Source organism: Lentzea indica (assembly GCF_012184385.1).
Lineage (GTDB): Bacteria > Actinomycetota > Actinomycetes > Mycobacteriales > Pseudonocardiaceae > Lentzea > Lentzea indica.
This window is the reverse complement of sequence record NZ_VSRL01000160.1, coordinates 1-20,300: the sequence shown is the minus strand read 5'-3', so window position 1 is coordinate 20,300 and position 20,300 is coordinate 1. Positions and strand designations below refer to the sequence as shown.

General features: G+C 69.5%; 15 protein-coding genes. 10 read left to right on the top strand and 5 right to left on the bottom strand.

Going from position 1 to position 20,300, the window contains the following annotated elements:
- Positions 1–193 precede the first annotated feature (193 nt).
- The 5 genes from FXN61_RS32870 (at position 194) to FXN61_RS32850 (ending at position 5,731) form a co-directional block, all read left to right on the top strand.
- Entirely contained in the window at positions 194–1,375 is a 1,182-nt protein-coding gene (locus FXN61_RS32870; protein WP_167977860.1) for a S8/S53 family peptidase, read from the top strand.
- Between the two features lie 17 nt (positions 1,376–1,392).
- Complete coding sequence (locus tag FXN61_RS32865) at positions 1,393–1,683, top strand: hypothetical protein (protein ID WP_167977859.1); 291 nt, start codon at positions 1,393–1,395, stop codon at positions 1,681–1,683.
- Positions 1,680–2,237, top strand: coding sequence for a carboxymuconolactone decarboxylase family protein (locus FXN61_RS32860; protein WP_167977858.1), 558 nt, complete (start codon positions 1,680–1,682; stop codon positions 2,235–2,237). The genes FXN61_RS32865 and FXN61_RS32860 overlap by 4 nt, the downstream gene beginning before the upstream one ends.
- 136 nt (positions 2,238–2,373) lie before the next feature.
- The gene (locus FXN61_RS32855) at positions 2,374–5,439 is read left to right on the top strand and encodes a M14 family metallopeptidase (protein WP_223165692.1); all 3,066 of its coding nucleotides are present in this window, start codon (positions 2,374–2,376) and stop codon (positions 5,437–5,439) included.
- Between the two features lie 136 nt (positions 5,440–5,575).
- Positions 5,576–5,731 carry a hypothetical protein gene (locus FXN61_RS32850; RefSeq protein ID WP_167977857.1) on the top strand — a complete coding sequence of 52 codons (156 nt, stop codon included), beginning with the start codon at positions 5,576–5,578 and terminating at the stop codon, positions 5,729–5,731.
- A gap of 69 nt (positions 5,732–5,800) precedes the next feature.
- Here the strand turns inward: FXN61_RS32850 and FXN61_RS32845 are convergent, their stop codons facing one another.
- Positions 5,801–7,045 carry an aspartate aminotransferase family protein gene (locus tag FXN61_RS32845; RefSeq protein WP_167977856.1) on the bottom strand — a complete coding sequence of 415 codons (1,245 nt, stop codon included), beginning with the start codon at positions 7,043–7,045 and terminating at the stop codon, positions 5,801–5,803.
- A gap of 92 nt (positions 7,046–7,137) precedes the next feature.
- Here FXN61_RS32845 and FXN61_RS32840 point away from each other — a divergent pair, with 92 nt between their 5' ends.
- The 4 genes from FXN61_RS32840 (at position 7,138) to FXN61_RS32825 (ending at position 12,976) form a co-directional block, all read left to right on the top strand.
- Complete coding sequence (locus FXN61_RS32840) at positions 7,138–8,016, top strand: LysR family transcriptional regulator (protein ID WP_167977855.1); 879 nt, start codon at positions 7,138–7,140, stop codon at positions 8,014–8,016.
- Positions 8,013–8,996 (top strand): LacI family DNA-binding transcriptional regulator, encoded by a 984-nt coding sequence (locus tag FXN61_RS32835; protein ID WP_312878164.1) that lies wholly within the window; start codon positions 8,013–8,015, stop codon positions 8,994–8,996. Before FXN61_RS32840 ends, FXN61_RS32835 begins: the two co-directional genes overlap by 4 nt.
- Before the next feature lie 105 nt (positions 8,997–9,101).
- Positions 9,102–11,900 (top strand): glycoside hydrolase family 2 TIM barrel-domain containing protein, encoded by a 2,799-nt coding sequence (locus FXN61_RS32830; RefSeq protein ID WP_167977854.1) that lies wholly within the window; start codon positions 9,102–9,104, stop codon positions 11,898–11,900.
- A gap of 71 nt (positions 11,901–11,971) precedes the next feature.
- Positions 11,972–12,976, top strand: a complete 1,005-nt coding sequence (locus FXN61_RS32825; protein ID WP_167977853.1) for an LLM class flavin-dependent oxidoreductase — start codon at positions 11,972–11,974, stop codon at positions 12,974–12,976.
- Here the strand turns inward: FXN61_RS32825 and FXN61_RS32820 are convergent, their stop codons facing one another.
- A complete protein-coding gene (locus tag FXN61_RS32820; RefSeq protein WP_246292299.1) occupies positions 12,977–14,242 on the bottom strand; it encodes a lanthionine synthetase LanC family protein in 1,266 nt (421 codons plus the stop codon).
- A gap of 119 nt (positions 14,243–14,361) precedes the next feature.
- Here FXN61_RS32820 and FXN61_RS32815 point away from each other — a divergent pair, with 119 nt between their 5' ends.
- Positions 14,362–17,397 carry an AfsR/SARP family transcriptional regulator gene (locus tag FXN61_RS32815; RefSeq protein ID WP_167977852.1) on the top strand — a complete coding sequence of 1,012 codons (3,036 nt, stop codon included), beginning with the start codon at positions 14,362–14,364 and terminating at the stop codon, positions 17,395–17,397.
- 12 nt (positions 17,398–17,409) lie between these two features.
- Here FXN61_RS32815 and FXN61_RS32810 read toward each other — a convergent pair whose 3' ends face one another.
- From FXN61_RS32810 to FXN61_RS32800, 3 genes are all read right to left on the bottom strand, one after another.
- Positions 17,410–18,177, bottom strand: a complete 768-nt coding sequence (locus tag FXN61_RS32810) for an ABC transporter permease (RefSeq protein ID WP_376770779.1) — start codon at positions 18,175–18,177, stop codon at positions 17,410–17,412.
- Positions 18,178–18,197: 20 nt separating this feature from the next.
- Positions 18,198–19,148, bottom strand: coding sequence for an ATP-binding cassette domain-containing protein (locus FXN61_RS32805; RefSeq protein ID WP_167977850.1), 951 nt, complete (start codon positions 19,146–19,148; stop codon positions 18,198–18,200).
- Between the two features lie 98 nt (positions 19,149–19,246).
- Positions 19,247–20,300: MalY/PatB family protein (locus FXN61_RS32800; protein WP_167977849.1), on the bottom strand; the 1,054-nt coding region annotated here is incomplete at its 5' end.

The following is a 20,300-nucleotide window of genomic DNA, read 5'->3' as shown; positions in this document are numbered from 1 at the left end:
TCCCCTGCGGCACGGGCTCCGGTCACCGCGAGCGCGGCCGCGGGGATCGCGCGAACCGGGTCGACGTCGGCGAGCCGCATCGCCTCACGTGCGGCTTGTAACGCGGAACCGGGCGCCATGATGACCAATGTGCCAGGTATCAACGCCGGGCGCGGCGGCATCGGTTGGGCGGAAGCTCACTGCGGAGGCTGAAGTGAAGAAGCACGACGAAGACCAGGTCGAGCACGACACGCTCGTCGTGGACCTCACCGAGATCGACGCCGTCGGGTCGGTGCTCGACGACCTCGGGATCGTGGTCTCGCACACCGAGAAGCTGGAGGTGTTCGACCTCGCGCTGCTCAAGCTCACGCTCGGAGGCGAGGAGCTCACCGACATCGACCCGGTGCTCGCCGAGCTGCGCGCCCGGTTCGCGGGACGATGCGCCGGCTGGTCGCCGCTCCTGGGCAAGAACCGGAGGATGGCGAGCGTGTTCGGCGCGTACCCGCAGACCAAGAGCATGAGCGTCTGGGATCCGCTCGCCGCCGACAAGGACTCGCTGCGCCCCTTCACCGGCAGCGACGGCACGGGCGTGCGGGTCGGCCTGCTCGACACCAGGATCTACAACCATCCCGCCCTGGCAGGGAGCCGCATCGTCGCTCCCGACCCCGCCACCAGGTTCGACAAGGTGCCGGGCAAGCAGTACACCGTCGAGGACGGGCACGGCGTGTTCACCGCCGGCCTCATCCTGCAGCAGGCACCGGGAGCCACCCTCGTCGCCAGGCACGCGCTGGGTTCCGACGGCAAGGCCTACGCGTGGGACGTGGTGACGATGCTCGCCGAGTTCCTGAAGGACAGGCAGGAGGACCGGGTCCAGCTGCTGGTGCTGGCCAGCGGCTGCCGCAACACCCTCGACGGCCGCCCGCCGCTGATCGTCGAGCGCGCGATGGAACGGCTCAGCGCGCACATGATGGTCGTGGCCGCCGCCGGCAACCACGGGATCGTCGAAGGCATGTCGTCCGACGTCCACACCACCCGGAACTCGGCGACGTGGCCGGCCGCACTCCCCCGCGTCGTCGCCGTCGGGGTCGCCGGTGCGAACTACAGCCCTGATCTCCCGTGGGTCGACTGCGTCGTCGATCTCGGTGAGGACGCCCGGTTCGTCAGCACGTTCCTAGAAGACGCCGACGTGAAGATGATCGACGACGCTTCGGATCCCGATTTCTCCCAGGGTTACGCGTCCTGGGTGGGCACGTCCTGCGCCGCGGCGTACGTCGGTGGCACCGTGGCCGCGAAGATGGCGGCAGGTGGCCACAAGACCGCTTATGAGGCGCTGGACGACGTCTGCGCCGGACCCACCGTGCGGAAGTTCGACTGGACGTTCCGAAAGGACGGATGACGGCGCATACTCGGCCGATGGAACCGGCCGAGAGGCTGGCCGCGCTTCGTGCGGCAGTGCTGGACGGGCCCGGTGTCACGGACCGCGACCTGCGCAAGGCCGCGGCCTCCGGCACCGCGCCCGGAGCGTGGGCCGGTTACGTCCGGTCGGTGCGAGAAGCCTCCTACCGAGTGTCCGAAGAGGACATCGCGGCGTTGAAAGCCGAGGGGTTCGGCGAGGAGGAGATCTTCGAGGTCACCGTCGCCACGGCCGTGGGTGCCGCCGTCGACCGGCTCGAGGCCGGTCTCCGTGCCGTGGCGGAGTCATGAGACTCGGCGTGCTGGAGCACGGACACGGCAGGGCCGCCCGGTGGTTCCAGAAGATCGTGGTCACGCTCATGAGGCACGAGGTGGACGACGTCGTCAAGACGGCGATGCACCGGCCCGGCTTCTTCGGCAGGCCTTTCCTCGCCTACGGACAGGAAGTTCTGCGCGGGCCGTCGTTCTGGACGGCCGCCGAGCGCGAGCACCTCGGCGCGGTTTCCTCCGAGCTCAACGAATGCCCGTTCTGCGTGCGGGTGCACACCGAGACCGCGCGCCTGGCGGGACACCGGGACGTGCGACCTGAGCTGGCCGCCGTGATCAGCTTCATCACGCTGCTCAACCGCGGCGAGGTCACGCCGGCCGACGCGGCGGCGGTGCGCGCGGCCGGGGTGCCTTCGGAGGCCTTGGTGGAGGCGTTGCACGTGAACGCGGTGTTCAACATCGTCAACCGGATGGGCAACGCGTTCGGCTGGAGCTGGGACTCCGACGACCACGTGCGGGTCGCGGCACGGGTGATCCAGCGAACCCGCTATCGGTTGCCAGGACTCGTGTTGCGGTGACGCCGTGCGGCCGTCCGGCCACGGCCTGCGACCGTTGAGCCGAACGAGTAAGGCCGAAAGGCCCGTCAATGTAACGGCTGATCGGCGTAGCTTCGACGGGTCTTTGCGTCGACCACGCACGCCCCGGAGGAACGCGATGAAGCGGTCCACGACTCTCCTGTCCGCATTGGTCCTCGTCTTCGGCGGCATGGCGGCGGCACCCGCCGCGGCCGCCCCCAACGACGATCCGCTCGACGTCTACGTCGCCGAGGTGACACCTCAGCAAGCGGGGGAACTTTCCAGACAAGGCTTCGACGTCGCGGGCGCCAAGGCGTCCGGTGACAAGGTCGAGGTCGAACTCGTGCTCGCCGGCAGCCAGCAGAATGAGCTCGCCAGGCGCGGCGTCGACGCGCAGGTCAAGAAGAACAAGGACGGCAAGAGCGCCAGGCAACTCGCCGCCGAGCAGGCCGTGAACGGGTTCACCGTGTGGCGGTCGTTCGACGAACCGGGCGGGATCCGCGACCAGATGTACACGTTGGCGCGCAACAACCAGAACCTCGTCAAGCTCGAGGTGCTCGGCAAAACCGCGCAGGGGCGCGAGATCATCGCGCTGAAGGTGACGCAGGGCGCCAACGGGCAACGCGACGGCAGCAGGCCCGCGGTGTTGTACTCGTCGACGCAGCACGCCCGCGAGTGGATCAGCACCGAGGTGAACCGCAGGCTGCTCAACCACTACGTGAACCGCTTCAAGGCGGACGACCAGGAGATCAAGGACCTCCTCAAGAAGACCGAGCTGTGGTTCGTGCTCGTCGCCAACCCGGACGGCTACCAGTACTCCTTCGACACGGAACGCCTGTGGCGCAAGAACCTGCGCGACAACGACGGCAACGGGCAGATCACCGTCGGTGACGGCGTGGACCCGAACCGCAACTTCGACGAGCACTTCAACTACGACAACGAGGGCTCGTCGTCCGCGACCGCGAGCGAGACCTACCGCGGGCCAGGCGCGGCCTCCGAGCCGGAGACCAAGGCCATGCAGGGGCTGCTGGACCGGATCAAGCCGAAGTTCCAGTCGAACTGGCACTCCGCCGGTGAGTGGATCCTCTACCCGCAGGGCTGGCAGACCGGCTCGCCCGAGGCCGACAACCCGATCTACGTCGCGCTGGCCGGCACCGACGCCACGCCCGCGATCAAGGGGTTCGACCCAGGCATCAGCTCCGACGAGCTGTACGTGACGAACGGCGAGACCACCGACTACGCCGACAGCCGCAACGGCACCGTGGCGTTCACACCGGAGCTCAGCGAGGGCTGCGACGGCTGTGGCTTCATCTTCCCGGACGACGAGACGCTCGTGGAGGCCGAGTTCCAGAAGACGCTGCCGTTCTCGCTGTCGCTGGCGAAGTCCGCACCGGACCCGGCCAACCCGAAGTCGAGCGTCGGCATCGACGCGAAGCCGTTCTACCTCGACCAGGCCGACGCCGACCAGGAGAACAGTCCACTGTCCATGTTGGACTTCACGTTCGCCGAGTCGTACGGCGACCCGCAGGAGGTCCGGGTACTGGCGAAGAAGTCGCTCGGCGCCGTGACCGCGAAGTGGCAGATCGGCAACGGGCCGGTGCAGAGCGCGCCGACGACCGAGTGGACCGGTGGCGAGCGGTACAGCGCCGGCAACGCGAACTACTACCACGTCGTGCGCGGCACAGTGACCGGGACGAACCCCGGTGACCAGGTCAAGGTGTGGTTCGAGGGCGGCGGGCAGACGAGCGGCGCGTTCACCTACCGCGCCGTTTCCGAGACGAACAACAAGGTGCTCGTCCTGGCCGCGGAGGACTACACCGGTGCCTCGCCGGCGCAACCCGGCGTCACCGCACCGAAGTACGTGTCGTACTACACCGACGCGCTCAACGCCAACGGCATCGCCAGCGACGTGTACGACGTGGATGCCCACGGTCGCACGGCACCCGACGCGCTCGGGGTACTCAGCCACTACGAGGCCGTCGTCTGGTACACCGGCGACGACATCATCACCCGCGAGGCGGGCTGGGGTCCCGGCAACGCGTCCAGCCTGGCGCAGACCGAGCTGTTCGAGATCCGCGACTACCTCAACGAAGGCGGCAAGGTGCTCTACACCGGCAAGTACGCCGGGCACCAGTACGCCGGCGGGCACGGCACGCAGCGCTACGACCCGTTCGAGAACAAGCAGTGCAGCACGCTGCCCGACGTCGACCTGCGGTGCCGCCCGCTGTCCGGTTCCGGCGACGGCGTGAACGACGTCATCGAGTACTGGTTCGGCGCCTCCATCATCAACGAGGGCGCGGGCCAGGATCCGGAGACCGGCGACACGTTCCCCGTCACCGGTGTCGCCAACCCGCTCACCGGCGTCTCCTTGAGCCTCAACGGGACCGACAGCGCCGGGAACCAGGACCACACAGCGTCGTTCCTGACGACGAGTGGCCTGCTCCCGGTGAACCAGTACCCGCAGTTCGCCAGCGACGTCACCGCGGCCTGGGACCGCCCCGGCGGTCCGTTCAAGCCGCACACCGGCGACTTCTACATGTACTCGCAGATCAGTGACGTGTCGTACAAGCGGCTGACGCGCACGATCACCGTGCCGCAGAGCGGCGCCCAGATGTCGTTCTGGACGTCATACGACACGGAGGTCGCGTGGGACCACCTGTTCGTCGAGGCCCGCACAGCGGGTGGGAGCAACTGGACGACGCTGCCCGACCTCAACGGGCACACGACGACCACACCAGGGGACAGCTGCCTGGCGGGTTGGCGTGACCTGCACCCGCACCTCGACCACTACCAGACGCTCAACGCCGACGGCACCTGTTCGCCGTCCGGCTCTACGGGTGGTGTCTGGAACGCGTCGTCCGGCGGGTCCGGTGGCTGGCAGCAGTGGAACGTCGACCTGTCCGCCTACGCGGGCAGCCAGGTCGAGCTCTCGATCGCCTACGCGAGCGACTGGGCCGTGCAGGGCCTGGGCGTGTTCGTCGACGACATCATCGTCACGACCGGTGAAGGCTCGACGTCGTTCGAGTCCGGTTTGGACGGTTGGGCCGTCACCGGTCCGCCCGCGGGCAGTGCGCCCAACGGCAACAACTTCACCCGCACCACGTCCGCCGGGTTCCCCGAGGGCGCCGTGGTGAAGACCGCCGACACCCTGTACTTCGGGTTCGGCTTCGAGGGCATCACCGACGCCGCGACCGCAACGAGGTGATGGGGAGGTCGATGCAGTACCTGATCGGCTGATCAGGCACTTCCAGACGGGCGGCGTGGTCTCCGGACCGCGCCGCCCGCGCCATTCCCGTGACCTTCACCCCGCAGAACGCCGTGAGCAGGCCTAACATGGAGGCATGGGCACCAACACCCTGGAACTGACCGACGAGGAACTGATCCTCCTCAGGCACGCGTTGCGCCACTACCTCTCGGAGTTCGGCCACGAAGAGGCCGACATCCTGCGGAAGGCCCGAGCGCTGCTCGGCAAGCTGCCAGAGCCGGCCGCCAGGTAGCCGGCAGCGTCACCGACCTCGACGGGCGCCGTCGAGCGATCCCACGTGGCCAGGACCGGAATCAGCTGGTCAGCCCGCGGCCCCGATCGCCTCGTCCAGGATGCTCAAGCCCAACGCCAGCTCCTCCTCCGACGCGGTCAGCGGCGGCGCGATCCGGAACACCCCGCCCATCCCGGGGATCTGCACGATGTTCATGTGCAGCCCCAGATCCAGGCACTTCTGGGTGATCGGCGCGCTCAGCCCCTCGTCCGCGATCTCCAGCCCCACCAGCAGCCCGCGCCCGCGGACGTCGGACACCAGCGAGTGCCGTGCCGCGATGTCGTCCAACCCGTTGCGCAGGAACGCACCCAGCTTGGCGGCGCGCTCGTCCAGCCGTTCCTCGATCAGCACGTCCAGCACGGTGTTGCCGACGGCGGCGACCAACGGATCCGACACGTGCGTGGTGAAGAACAGGTAGTTCCTGGCGTGCGCTTCCTCCTCGATCTCGGCCGAGGTGATCACGGCGGCCAGCGGCAAGCCGGCGCCCAGCGTCTTCGACAACGTCAGGATGTCCGGCACGACACCGTCGCGCTCGAACGCGTACCAGGTGCCCGTGCGGCACAACCCGGTCTGAGCCTCGTCCAGGATCAGCAACATCCCGCGCTCACGGCACTTCGCCGACAACGCGGCGAAGTACCCCACCGGCGGTTCGAGAATCCCGCCAGAGCTGAGGATCGGCTCGACGATGCAGGCGGCCAAAGACCCGACCGACTGCGCGTCGATCAGTTCGAAGGCCAGGTCCAGCCGCGCCTGCCAGTCGGAGGCTGACGGCGCGGGGATCGCGAAGTTCCCCGGCGTCGCGGGCCCGTAGCCTTTGCGGCCCGCGCTGTAGGTCGCGGCCGCGGCGGCGGCCGTCATGCCGTGCCACGAGCGGGCGAACGCCACGACCTCGTGCTTGCCCGTAACGAGCTTGGCCATGCGCAGCGCGGCCTCGTTCGACTCGGCACCGGTGGTCAGCAGCTGCACCTTCGACAACGGCTCCGGCAACGTCCGCGCGAGCCGCCGGGCGAGATCGACCACCGGGCGGCTGAGCATGCCGCTGAACAGGTGGTCGAGGTTCGCGATCTGGCGGCGGACGGTCTCGACGATGCGCGGGTGCGAGTGGCCGAGGATCGCGCTCATCTGGCCGGACGTGAAGTCGAGGACGCGCCGGCCGTCCTCGGTGAACAGGAAGCTCCCCGACGCGCTGTCGATGATCTCGCGCGTGAACGTGCCGCCGTAGCGGACGAGGTGGCGGTCGACATCGTCCCAGAAGGCGTCACTGAAGGTGTCCATGCGAAGGACGCTACGAGCGGATGAGCATCAGGTCTATCTCACAATTCCACGCTCGCTGTTCGGAAATGCCGAACAAGACAACACTGCACAGCATGACGCTGAACCCGTGGCGCCTGCGCCTGCTCAGCCAGCTCGACGCGCTGGGCACCGTGCGGGCGGTGGCACAGGCCGCCAACCTGAGCGCTTCGAGCGTGTCCCAGCAGCTCGCGGTGCTCGAAAGCGAGACGCGCACGCAGTTGCTCGAACGGACCGGGCGGCGCGTGCGGCTGACGTCGGCGGGGCTGATCCTCGCGCGGCGGGCGCGGTCGATCCTCGACCAGATGGACGCCGTCGAGGCCGAGCTGCGCGACCTCAGCCAGGAACCGTCCGGCCTCATCCGGCTGGGCGGGTTCCAGAGCTCGATCCACACGCTGGCCGTTCCGGCGATCCAACGACTCGGCCACCCGCACCTGCACGTCGAACTGGTCGAGCTCGAACCGCACGCGAGCATGCCCGCGCTGCTGGCCGGCGAGGTGGACGTGATCATCACGACCACCGACTTCGTCGAACTGCCTGTGCCGCAGGACATCGACGTCGTGCCGCTCGGCCAGGACCCGATCGTGCTGGTCACGCCACCGAATCACCCTGCGGCCGACATCGGCCACTGCAAGGACGAACCGTGGGCGTTCGACATTCCCGGCTCGTACATGGCGAACCTCGCCACGCGGCTGTGCCGGCAGGCCGGATTCGAGCCTCGGGTGGTGGGCAGGTTCAGCAACTACATGCTGACGCTCAAGCACGTCGAGGCAGGACTGGCGGTCGCGGTGCTGCCCGCGCTGGCCGTCGACCGGCGGTTCGACGTGGTCACGAAGGAGCTGCCCGTGACCAGAAGGATCACCGCCGCCGTGCGCCGCGGCTCGCGCGCCGCGATCACCGTCGTGCTCGACGCACTGCATACTCGGTCGCAGTCGGACGAGAGGGTGACACGGTGAGCAAGCGCGTGACGATCAACGATGTCGCGCGGACCGCCGGGGTCTCGCGGCAGACGGTGTCGCGGGCCCTCAACGACAAGGGCGAGATCGACGGCAGCACCAAGCAGCGGGTCCTGGACGCGGCGCGCGAGCTCGGCTACCGGCCGAGCCGGTTCGCCCGCGGACTCGTGCGGCAGGACACCACCACGATCGGGCTCGTCATCCCCGACCTGCTCAACCCGTTCTTCACCGAGGTCGCCGCCGGGGCGCTGGAGGCCGCACGCGCACGCGGCTGGCACGTGATCGTCTACGACACCGCCGACAGCATCGACGAGGAGCGCGGCACGCTCGAGGTCATCGTGTCCCAGGTGGACGCCGTGGTCGGCTACTTCAGCCTGGACGAGGCCGAGCTCGACCGTCACCTGAGCGGCATCCCCGCCGTGCTGATCGGGCGCGAGCACCGGACACCGAGGTTCAGCTCGATCCGCGTCGAGGGCGCGACGGGCGTCCGGGAGGCCGTCGACCACCTCGCCTCCCAGGGTCACCTGCGGATCGGCATGCTCGACCACGCGAGTCGCGCCGGACAGAGCGTCCGGCGCAAGTGGTTCACCGACGCGATGAACGCGCACGGGCTGAACGCCGACGCCGTCGGGAACGCCGTGCAGTCGGTCGACGGGGGCGCCGCGGCACTGCACGAACTGCTCGCCGAGCATCCCGATCTGACCGCCGTGTTCACGTTCAACGACATCATCGCCATCGGCGCGCTGAAGGCCGCCCGGTGGCTCGGGCGGGCGGTGCCGGACGACCTCGCCGTGATCGGGTTCGACGGCCTGCAGCTCGGCGCGGTCGTCCATCCGGCGTTGACCAGCGTCGCGCTCGACACCCGGCGGGTGGGCGCGCTCGCAATCGAGCAGGCGGGCAGGCTCCTGGCGGGCGAAACGCAGCTGCCCGACGAAGAACTGCAGGTCAACGCCGTTCTTTTGGTGCGCGAGTCAGCCTGACCCCTTGACAGCGTCACACGTTCGTCACATGCTTCGCAGGAAGCCGTGAACGTTCACGGGAGCGCTCACGGGGGTCCCCGCTGAAGCAGTGAAGGGCTGAAGATCTTGTCGTACATCGAGGAGATGGGTCCCGGCACCAGAGCGTTGCCGCCGCGTGCGTTCTTCACCTCCGACGCAGCCTCGTTACCGCTGAACGGGGACTGGCGCTTCCGCCTGTCACCGCACGCGAACGCGCCGCTCGGAGCGGAGAGCGACGACTTCGACGACAGCGGCTGGGACACGATCAGCGTGCCGGGGCACTGGCAGTTGCAGGGCCACGGCTCGCCCGCGTACACCAACGTGCCCTACCCGTTCCCGGTCGAACCGCCGTTCGTGCCGTCCGAGAACCCGACCGGTGACCACCGGCTGGTGTTCGACCTGCCGCCGGACTGGCCGGACGAACCCGCTGTCCTGCGCTTCGACGGCATCGACTCGTGCGGGCGGGTGTGGCTCAACGGTGTCGAGCTCGGCGTGACGCGCGGCAGCAGGCTGCCCACCGAGTTCGAGGTAGGCCACCTGCTCCGTCCACATCGGAACGTACTGGTCGTGCGCGTGCACCAGTGGTCGTCCGGCAGCTATCTCGAAGACCAGGACATGTGGTGGATGTCCGGGATCTTCCGCGCCGTCACGCTGTTGTCGCGGCCGCGTGGTGGTGTCGCGGACTATCAGCTGAACGCGTCCTACGACCATGTCTCCGGTCTCGGCACGCTGTCGGTCGAAGGTGCCGGGCTGATGGTCACCGTCCCGGAGCTGGGCGTTCACGATCTTCTCCACGGGCAGTCCTTCTCGGTGCCCGTGGAGCCGTGGAGCGCGGAGAGTCCCCGGCTGTACGACGGTTTCGTGCACACCGCCGTGGAACGGGTTCCTGTGCGGATCGGGTTCCGGACCGTCGCGATCGAGGACGGCGTGCTCACGATCAACGGTGCACGGGTCGTGTTCCGCGGCGTGAACCGGCACGAGCACCATCCCCGGTTCGGCCGTGCCGTGCCACGGGAGTTCGCTCTCGCCGATGTTCTGCTGATGAAGCAGCACAACGTCAACGCGGTGCGCACGAGCCACTATCCGCCTGACCCGTACTTCCTGGAACTGTGCAACGAGTACGGCCTGTGGGTCATCGACGAGTGCGACCTGGAGACCCACGGGTTCGGCGAACTGGGCTGGGTCGGCAACCCGAGCGACGACCCACGCTGGGCCGAGTCCTATCTGGACCGGATGCGCCGCATGGTGGAACGGGACAAGAACCACCCGTCGATCGTGCTCTGGTCGCTGGGCAACGAAGCCCACACGGGCCGCAACCTCGCTGCCATGGCGAACTGGACCCGCGAACGCGACCCGTCCCGTCCGGTGCACTACGAAGGCGACGTCGACTGCGAGTACGTCGACGTGTACAGCCGCATGTACGCCTCGCACGAGGAAGTCGACCAGATCGGGCGTGAGAACAGCCGAGGCCTGCCGTTCGTGCTGTGCGAGTTCGCGCACGCGATGGGCAACGGGCCGGGCGGGATGCTCGAGTATCGCGAGCTGTTCGAGCGTTACCGGCACGTGCAGGGCGGGTTCATCTGGGAGTGGATCGACCACGGGCTGGAGCGCGACGGGCACTTCGTTTACGGCGGCGACTTCGGTGAACCGCTGCACGACGGCAACTTCGTGATCGACGGCCTGGTGTTCCCCGACCGCACGCCGTCGCCGGGCCTGGTGGAGTTCGCCAAGGTCTTCGAGCCGGTGCGGATCATCGAGTCCGCTTCCGCGATCCGGATCGCCAACCTCTACGACCACGTGTCGCTGGACCACCTGCGGTTCGACTGGGTGTACGAGGACAACGGTGTGGAGGTGGCGTCGCGCTCTCTCGAGGTGCCTTCTGTCCTTGCCGGGCAACACGCCGACGTCACGCTGCCCACCCTGCCCGCGGTCACTGGCGAGGGCTGGCTGACCGTCCGAGCAACGCTGGCGACGGCCACGAGCTGGGCCGACGCCGGCCACGTCGTCGCACGAGGCCAGATCTCCGTCGTCGAGGCCGAACCCGTCACACCGGTCAGCGGGGTGGAACTCGTCGGCCATGGCGACGTGCTGTGGCTGGGGCCCGGCGAGTTCGACCCGGTGACGGGCCTGCTGACCCGGATCGGTGAGTACCACGTCGAAGGCCCGCGACTCGACCTGTGGCGGGCACCGATCGACAACGACCGCGGCTTCGGCAAGACGACGGAACAGGTGTGGCGCGAGGTGGGCCTGCACCGGCTGCAACACCGTGTCTCCGAAGTCGACGTCCAGGAGACCACGCTGGTCGTGCGGACGCGGGTGGCGCCGCCGGCCCAGGGCTTCGGCATGCTCGCCGACTACCACTGGACCGCTGACGGCGACCGGCTGCGCCTGCGGGTGGACATCACCCCCGACGGCGAGTGGCCCTGCCCGCTCCCCCGTCTCGGCCTGCGACTCGCACTGCCCGGCGAGCTGGGCGACGTCGAGTGGTTCGGCGCCGGCCCCGGCGAGGCGTACGCGGACAGCCGCCAGGCCGCCAGGATCGGCCGTTTCTCGTCCACTGTGGACGCGCTCCAGACCCCGTACGTCTTCCCGCAGGAGAACGGCAACCGAGCCGACGCACGCTGGCTGCGGCTCACCTCGGGAGGTCGTGGCGTCAGGGTCGACGGCGAGCCGGTGTTCGACTTCACCGCCCGCCGCTGGACCACCGAGGACCTCGACGCCGCACAACACACCGTCGACCTGGTGCCCAGCGATCATGTCCACCTGAACCTCGACCTCGCCCAGCACGGGCTGGGCACGGCGTCGTGCGGGCCGCCCCCGCTGCCGCAGTACCGGCTGCACGCCCAGAAGGCGACGTTCTCGCTCACCTTCACGCCGCTGCCCTGACCGTTCCACCATGTGGACCCGGCCGGAACCCCGCCTACGCTCGGAAGGAGACTTGATCGAGGAGGGGTTCCGTGCCGCGGAAGTCAGAGCCGTTGCGGAAACTGGGCTTTCTCACCATCGGGCTGTTCGACGAGCACGACCCCGGTGCGGGCCACCGGTCCACGCTGGACGTCATCGCGCTGGGCGAGGAGCTCGGGTTCGACAGCGCGTGGGTGCGGCACCGGCACCTGCAGTTCGGGATCTCCTCGCCGATCGCGTTCCTGGCGGCGGCCTCCCAGCGGACCAGCCGGATCAGCCTCGGCACCGCGGTCATCCCGCTGGGCTGGGAGAACCCGCTGCGGCTCGCCGAGGACCTGGCGACGGTCGACGTGCTGTCCGGCGGCAGGCTCAACCCGGGGGTGAGCGTCGGGCAGCCGATGCACTACGACGACGTCAAGCACGCGCTCTACCCGCAGACCGCGGACGTCGAGGACTTCAGCTACGACCGTTTGCAGCGGCTGCTGGACTTCGTGCGCGGCGAGAAGGTCACGGACTTCAGCGGCACCAGGGGCATCGAGGTCTTCTCCGACCGCGTGCAGCCGCACTCACCCGGCCTGAGCGAACGGATGTGGTACGGCGGCGGGAGCTTGCGGTCGGCGAGGTGGGCCGGTGAGCACGGCCTGAACCTGCTGTGCAGCAACGTGGTGCAGGCCGAGGAGTCGGAGGACTTCGCCGAGATCCAGCTGTCGCACGTCCGGACGTTCCGGGAGCACGGCGGCGGACGGGTTTCGCAGGGCCTCGTGGTGATCCCGACCGACTCGGCCACGTCCGAGCAGCGCGCGAAGTACCAGGACTACGTGGACCAGCGCACGCCCAGGACCACCACCCCGTTCGGGCCGCGGCGGTTCATGTTCGCCCGCGACCTGATCGGCACGTCCGCCGAGATCGCCGAACAGCTCCACGCGCACCTCGCGTTCCAGGAGGTCGACGAGGTCGCGTTCGCGCTGCCGTTCAGCTTCGACCACGAGGACTACGTGCAGATCCTCACCGACATCGCCACGAAGCTGGGGCCGGAGCTGGGCTGGCAACCTGCTTGATCACAGGGCCCACCAGGTGTCCATGCGCGGCACCGCGGCCGTGTCGCCCTGTGCGACGCGGCCGGCGTGGAAGAGGAAACCGGCGATGCCCGCCGCGCCCTGCATCCAGCCGACACCGGGTGGCAGCAGCGGGTCGTCGTCGCGGTGCTCGATGAACCGCCAGCAGACGCCGGATCCGTCCGGAATCGCCCGCTCGACGAGGACATCGGCGAGGTGCAGCGCGAAGTCCGTGTGCTGACCCGAGTCAAGGAGCACGTCGCCCGCACCGGCGGTGCCGCAGCAGCGGCCGTCGTTGTCCCAGAAGCCCGGATACCGCCGTTCGGGCAGGCCGGAGACGCGGACGCTGTGCAAACAACGGCTACGCCAGTCCTCCACCGGAGCACCTGCCACTTCGGACACGCCGGCATGCCGCAACGCGGGCCACAGCAACGAGGTTCCGGTCGGGCCGTGGCACCAGCCGTAGCTGAACGGCTCCATGTCGTCCAACAGGGGAATGCGATGCTGGACGCGGAAACCTCCGTCGCTCTGGTCAGCCAGGGCGACGAGGTGTTCGGCGCCCGCCGCGGCGGCTTCGACGAGGTCCGGGCGGCCGAACTCGGCACCGGCCAGGGCGAGCGCGGTCGCGATGCCCGACAGGCCGTGCGAGAAGTTCGGGAACTCGCGTTGCACGACACACGAACGCACCGGCACCACACGCCAGTTCAGGCCCGTCGGCACCTCTTCGCGTTCGGCCAGCAGGATCTCGGCGGACACCTTGGCGAGCCTCCTCGCGCCCGCCACACCGTGGCGCCGCGCCCACACCGCACCCAGCAGCACACCCGCCGTTCCCAGCGTCAGGTCCTGGGCACGGGCGCCGTCCAGGAAGTTCGGCGGCGAGTGCCACTCGTCCGCCCACCCGCCCGGTCCGGACAGTTCGAGGAGCCGGGCAACGGCCTCGTCGGCGCCGGGCGCCTCCAACGCCGTCAGTACGCCGACAGCACTGACCAGGCCGTCGAAGAAGTCGTGCTTGGTGGTCGTGGCGAGGCCGGCCAGGACCTGGCCGGCGATGGCGTCCGCGAGCCGCTGCTCCTCGGCCGTCCAGTCACGGCTCAACCGGATCTCGGCCAGCACATGGGCCAGTCCACCGACGCCCGCGTACATGCCGTCGCTGAGGACGGGATTCGGCTCCTCGCCGGCGGATGGCGGAATCCAGACAGCATCGTCGTACCGAACCTGATCCAGCACCCACCGCCAGGCAGCCTCGGCGGTCCCCCAGTACATCGCCATGGAACGATCATCCCACCGGTGGTGCCCGGCGCGCCGCCCAACGGACGATGGAGACCATGATCACCGACGCGCTCGGCGTTCTCGCCTGATCGCCGCGCATGATCTGGGAAGCTGGACCAGTGCGCGTGGCATTGCTGGGTCCGACGACCGTGGAGGCCGGGGACGGCACACCGGTCGACATCGGTGGTGCCCGAGTCCGCATGCTCCTGGCACGCCTCGCGCTCGACCCCGGCCGCCCCGTGCCGACGACCACCCTGATCGACGACCTGTGGGGCGAGAACCCTCCGGCGGACGCGTCGAACGCGCTGCAGTCGCTCGTGTCGCGGCTGCGGAAGGTCTGTCCTGACGTGACGCTGGAGCCGGGAGGCTACCGGCTCGGCATCGCGCGGGACGACGTCGACGTGTTCCGGTTCGAACGGCTGCGCGCCGCCGGGCGGCTGGACGAGGCGCTCGGGCTGTGGCGCGGTGAAGCGCTGGCCGACGTCCGGGAGGCGCCGTTCGCACACGCGGCGGCGGCAAGACTCGACGAGGCACGCCTGGCCGCAGAGGAAGACCGGTTCAAAACCGGCGAACTGGACGTTGCCGCGCTCACGGCGATGCACGAGAAGCACCCGCTGCGGGAACGGCTGGCCGGGTTGCTGATGCGGGCGTTGTGCGCGCAGGGCAGGCAGTCCGACGCGCTGCACGTCTACGCGGAGGTCCGCGGCAGGCTTTCCGACGAGCTGGGCGTCGACCCGTCACGGGAGCTGCAGGACATCCACCTCGCGGCACTGCGCGGAGAGCTCGGGCCGCGCCCGGTGGCCGACCGGTTGCCGGTGCGGCTCACCAGTTTCGTGGGACGAGAGGACGAGCTCGCGGAGATCGCGGGGCTGCTCGGTCAGGCCCGGCTGGTGACGCTGGTCGGGCCGGGCGGCGCGGGCAAGACGCGCCTGGCCACCGAGGTCGCCGCCCGGCATCCGTTGCACGGGAAGGGACGCGTGTGGTTCGCGCCGCTGGCCGGTGTGCGGGCCGCCGAGGACCTGGCCGGTGCGGTGCTCGGCGCGTTCGAGCTGAGCTTCGCCGGCGATCCGATGCGGCGGGCCGCTGAGGGCATGAACCGGATCGCCGAGGTGCTGGGCGCTGGCGAGTCGTTGCTGGTGCTGGACAACTGCGAGCACCTGATCAGCGCGGCGGCGCAGTTCACCGACGACCTGCTGCGACGGGTTCCCAACCTGCGAGTGCTCGCGACCAGCCGGGAACCGCTCGCGATCGACGGCGAGTCGCTGTGCCCGGTCGGACCGCTCAGCGTGCCCGACGGACAGGCTGACGTGTCCGGATTCGGCGCGGTGCGGTTGTTCCTGGACAGGGCGAGCGCGGTGAAGCCGGGCTTTCGGCTCGACGAGTCCACTGTGGACGACGTGAAGCTGATCTGCCGCAGGCTCGACGGCATGCCGCTCGCGCTGGAGCTGGCGGCGGCGCGGCTGCGGTCGATGACGGTCGGGCAGATCACCCAGCGCCTCGACGACAGGTTCCGGTTGCTGACCTCGGGCAGCCGCACGGCACTCCCCCGCCAGCGCACGCTGCGCGCCGTCGTGGAGTGGAGCTGGGACCTGCTGACCGAGGAGGAGCTCCGGCTCGCCAGAAGGCTTTCGGTGTTCCCCGCCGGCGCCGACCTCGCCGCGATCGAGGAGGTCTGTCTGCCGGACGCGCTGTACGTGCTCACGTCGCTGGTCGAGAAGTCCATTGTGGACGTGATCGAGCTCGACGCCGAGCCGCGGTACCGGATGCTGGAGACGATCAGGGTCTACGCGGCGGAGCAGCTCGAGGCGTCCGGCGAGAAGCGCGAGCTCGTGGACCGGTTCCGGCGGTACTACCGGGAGCTGACCTACAGGTGGGAGCCGCTCACCCGCACCGCGAGGCAGCTCGAGGCGATCGCGGTCTACGAGGCCGAGCAGGACAACATCGTGGCCGCGTTGCGCGGCGCGATCGACGACCGCGAGGCCGCGCTGGCGGCGGACCTGCTCGGGGGCGTCTTCTGGTACTGGATGGTCAAGGGCGACAACGAGCGCGCCCAGCTGTCAGTGCGCGATGTGCTCGCGATCGGGGACGACCTGCCGGCCGACGTCCTCGCCACGTTCAGGGCGATGCAGCTGATCATGACCGCGATTCCGGGCACGCCCGCCACGGCCGAGGCCGCGAAGGTCATCGACGACTGCGTGAACACCGGCGCCACCCAGAAGCACTCGTCGCTGGCGATCGCGCTGCCCATGCTCGCTTTCCTCAGCCTGAACCCGCACCTGGCGCGTCGCGAGGTGGAGCGGGCGGCGGCGAGCGAGGACGCGTGGGCACGGGCCGCGGCGGACTGGGCGTTGAGCTTCATCCTGGCTGACGAGGGTGATCTCGACGGCGCCGAGCTGGCCCGTGATCGCGCGTACGAGCAGTTCGTGGCCGTGGGCGACCGCTGGGGTTCGGCCATGACGCTGGGCATGAAGGCCGCGTTCGTCTCGCACACGGGCGACAACCACGCGGCGATCGAGCTGTACCAGCGCGGTCTCGCCGTGGCGCTGGAGCTGCGTTCCCAGGACGACGCCGTGCAGCAGCGCTGGCGGCTCGCCGTCGAGTACGCCAGGCTCGGCGACCACGCCGCCGCGGAACGCGAGGTGGTGGAGGCGGAGAAGTACGTCCGGGACATCGGCAACGACCAGATGTCCATCATGATCGGCTACGCGAAGGCCGAGGTCGTGCTCCGCGCCGGCCGGGTCGCGGAGGCTCGCGAGCTGAGCACGCAGTTCAAGCAGGCCGCGATGGCCTCGGTCGTGCTGGGCTCGTTCGTCACGGAGTGGTCGGCCCTGCTCGACGGGCGCATCGCGATGGCAGAGGGCAAGCTCGACGAGGCCGAAGCCCGCGTCGCGGTGGCGATCGGAACGACGTCCGACCGCGGCGACATGCCGGACCTGTCGACGGTGACGGAGATCCTCGCGCAGGTCCGGCACGCGCAGGGCCGCGACGCCGCGGCCACCAGGCTGCTGGCGCTCGCCCAGGCGTTCCGCGGACGCCTCGACCTCGGTGATCCCGACGTGCGGCGGCTGGTCGCCGAACTCGGCGAGCCGGCGCCACTCTCGATCACCAAGGCCGAGGCGCTGCGGCAAGTGCGCGAAGAGGCGGGCATCGGCTGACGCCCGTTCACCTCACACCCGCTTGCGGTAGGCCCACATCGCCAGCGGGAAGAACACCGCGACCGCCGCGACCATCCAGATCAGCGACCCGGTGAGCGGACCGGCGATCGCACCGCCGTTGAGCAGCCCGCGCAGCGCGTCCGACAACAGGCTCACCGGGCTGATGTCCGCCCACGCCTTCAGCCAGCCCGGCATGGTCGACGTGCCGACGAAGACGTTGCTGCCGAACGTCAACGGCATGATCAGCACGAACATCATGCCCTGCACGGCCTGCGGCGTCTTGAGCAGCATTCCGACGAACACCGACGCCCAGCAGAAGCACAGCCCGAACGCGATCGTCAGGCCGGCCGCGATCAGCAGCTCCACCGGGCCGGTCTGCACCCGGAAGCCCATGATCGTGGCGACGACCAGCAGCACCAGGATGCAGACGACGTACCGCACGATGTCCGCGAGCACCGCCCCGATCAGCGGCGCCGACCGAGCGATCGGCATGGAGCGGAACCTGTCGAACACGCCCTTGGAGACGTCCGTGTTCAGCTGCACGCCCGCGGTCATGCTGGCCTGCAGGATGTTCATCACCATGATCCCCGGCACCAGCATCTGCAGGTAGCTGTCGATGCTGCCCGCGAGCGCGCCGCCGAAGAGGTACGTGAACATCACCAGGAAGACGATCGGCGCGATCGTCACGTCCATCAGCTGTTCCGGATTCTTGCGGATCTTGAGGATTCCGCGCCACGCCAGCGTGAGTCCGTGGCGTGCACCCCTGTCCAACGCTGCCATTGAATTCATTGCTGGCGTGCTCATGCCAGGCTCCCCTCGGTCTGCTTGCCGGTCAGCGCGAGGAACACCTCGTCGAGCGAGGGCAGCCGCAGCGCCAGCTCGTCCGCGGTGATCCCGGCCTCGTCGAGCTTGCGGACCAAAGTGGACAGCAGCACCGGGTCGTTGACCGGTGCGGTCAGCAGGCCCGAGTCGTCGTCGCGCGTCGGCCGGACCCCGGTCAGGTCACCGAGAATCCGGTGCACGGCGTCGAGGTCGCGCAACGACGTCGGCCGCACCTGGAGCGTCTGCCCGCCCACGCGCCGCTTCAGCTCGTCAGGGCGGCCCTCGGCCACCACGCGGCCGTGGTCGAACACCGTGATCGTGTCCGCGAGCTGGTCGGCCTCCTCCAGGTACTGCGTGGTGAGCAGGACCGTCACGCCGTTCGCGACGAGCTTGCGGACCACGGCCCACACCTCGTTGCGGGCGTGCGGGTCCAGCCCCGTGGTCGGTTCGTCCAGGTACAGCACCGACGGGTTGCCGACCAGGCTGGCCGCGAGGTCGAGCCGGCGACGCATACCTCCCGAATACGTCTTGGCGGCTCGCCCCGCGGCGTCGGTGAGCTCGAACTGTTCAAGCAACTCGGCCGCCTTCGCCCGTGCCCCCGCACGGGAGTGGTCCAGCAGACGGGCCAGCAGCACGAGGTTCTCCGTGCCGGAGAGGTCCTCGTCCACCGACGCGTACTGCCCGGTCAGCCCGATCAGCGACCGGACCGCCCGCGGGTCCTTCACCACGTCATGACCACCGACTGTGGCGTGTCCCGCGTCCGGGCGCAGCAACGTGGCCAGCACCCGAACCGCCGTGGTCTTGCCCGCGCCGTTCGGCCCGAGCACTCCCACGACTTTCCCCTCCGGCACCTCGAGATCCACGCCGTCAAGGGCCTTGGTCTCTCCGAAGTGCTTGACCAGGCCTTCTGCCCTGATCGCCAGCGACATCGTTCGTCCTCCCTGTGTCGAGAGGACTGTGCGCCGCCCCGCTGACAGCACGCGCACAGCGGGCTGACAGCGACTGGCAGGCCGGCCCTACTGGAACGTCACAGTGCGGTAGCCATCCGCCGCACCGCCTCGGTGATCACCTCCGGCGAGGTCGCGATGTTGAACCTCGCGAAGCCCGCTCCCCCGGTGCCGAAGCCGGCGCCCGAGGTCAGTGCGACCCGGCCGCGGTCGAGGAAGACAGCGGCCGGGTCGTCGCCGAGACCCAGGTTCCGGCAGTCCAGCCACGCCAGGAACGTCGCGGGCGACGGCAGGTAGCCGATCTCCGGCAGGTGCTCGTCCAGCAGGCTGACCAGCAGCTTCCGGTTCTCGTCGAGGCCGGACACCACGGCGTCGAGCCAGTCGCCGCCCTCGCGCAACGCCGCCGTGTGCGCGATGGAGCCGAGGTGGCTGGGGCCGTGGCTGACCTCCTCCGGCAACCTGGCGAGGTCGTCGGCGGCGGCAGGGCCGGCGATGGCCACCGCGGCCTTGAGCCCGGAGAGGTTCCAGCCCTTCGACGCGGACATCAGCGACAGCCCGTTCTGGTCGACGCTGAGGTACGGCACGAACTCCACGTCCTTCGAGACGACGGGGGCGTGGATCTCGTCCGCTATGACGCGAACGCCGTAGGTCTTGGCGAGCCGGGCGAGGGCGGTGAGCTCATCGGTGGTGTGGACGGTGCCGGTCGGGTTGTGCGGGCTGCACAGCAGGTACACCGGCCGGTCGGCCCTGAGGCGCTGGAAGGTCTGCTCCAGCACGGCCAGGTCGAGGCGTCCGTCCGCGAGCGGCGCTTCCACGATCGCCCTGCCCATGCTTCGCACGAACAGGTAGAACGGCGGGTACACCGGCGGGCTGACGATCACGGGGTCACCGGGCCCGGACACCAGTTTGATCATCTCGACGATGCCGAGCATCACGTCGGGCACGATGGCCGTGCGGCCGACCTCGATCCCGTCCCAGCCCCAGCGCGTCCTGGCGAACCCGGCGAGCGCCTCGGCGTAGGCGGTCCCCGCCGGGTAGCCCGTGTCGCCGAGCGCCACCGCCTCGGTGATCGCCCGCGCGACCGGTTCCGCGAGCGGCACGTCCATCTCGGCCACCCACAGCGGCAGGACGTCC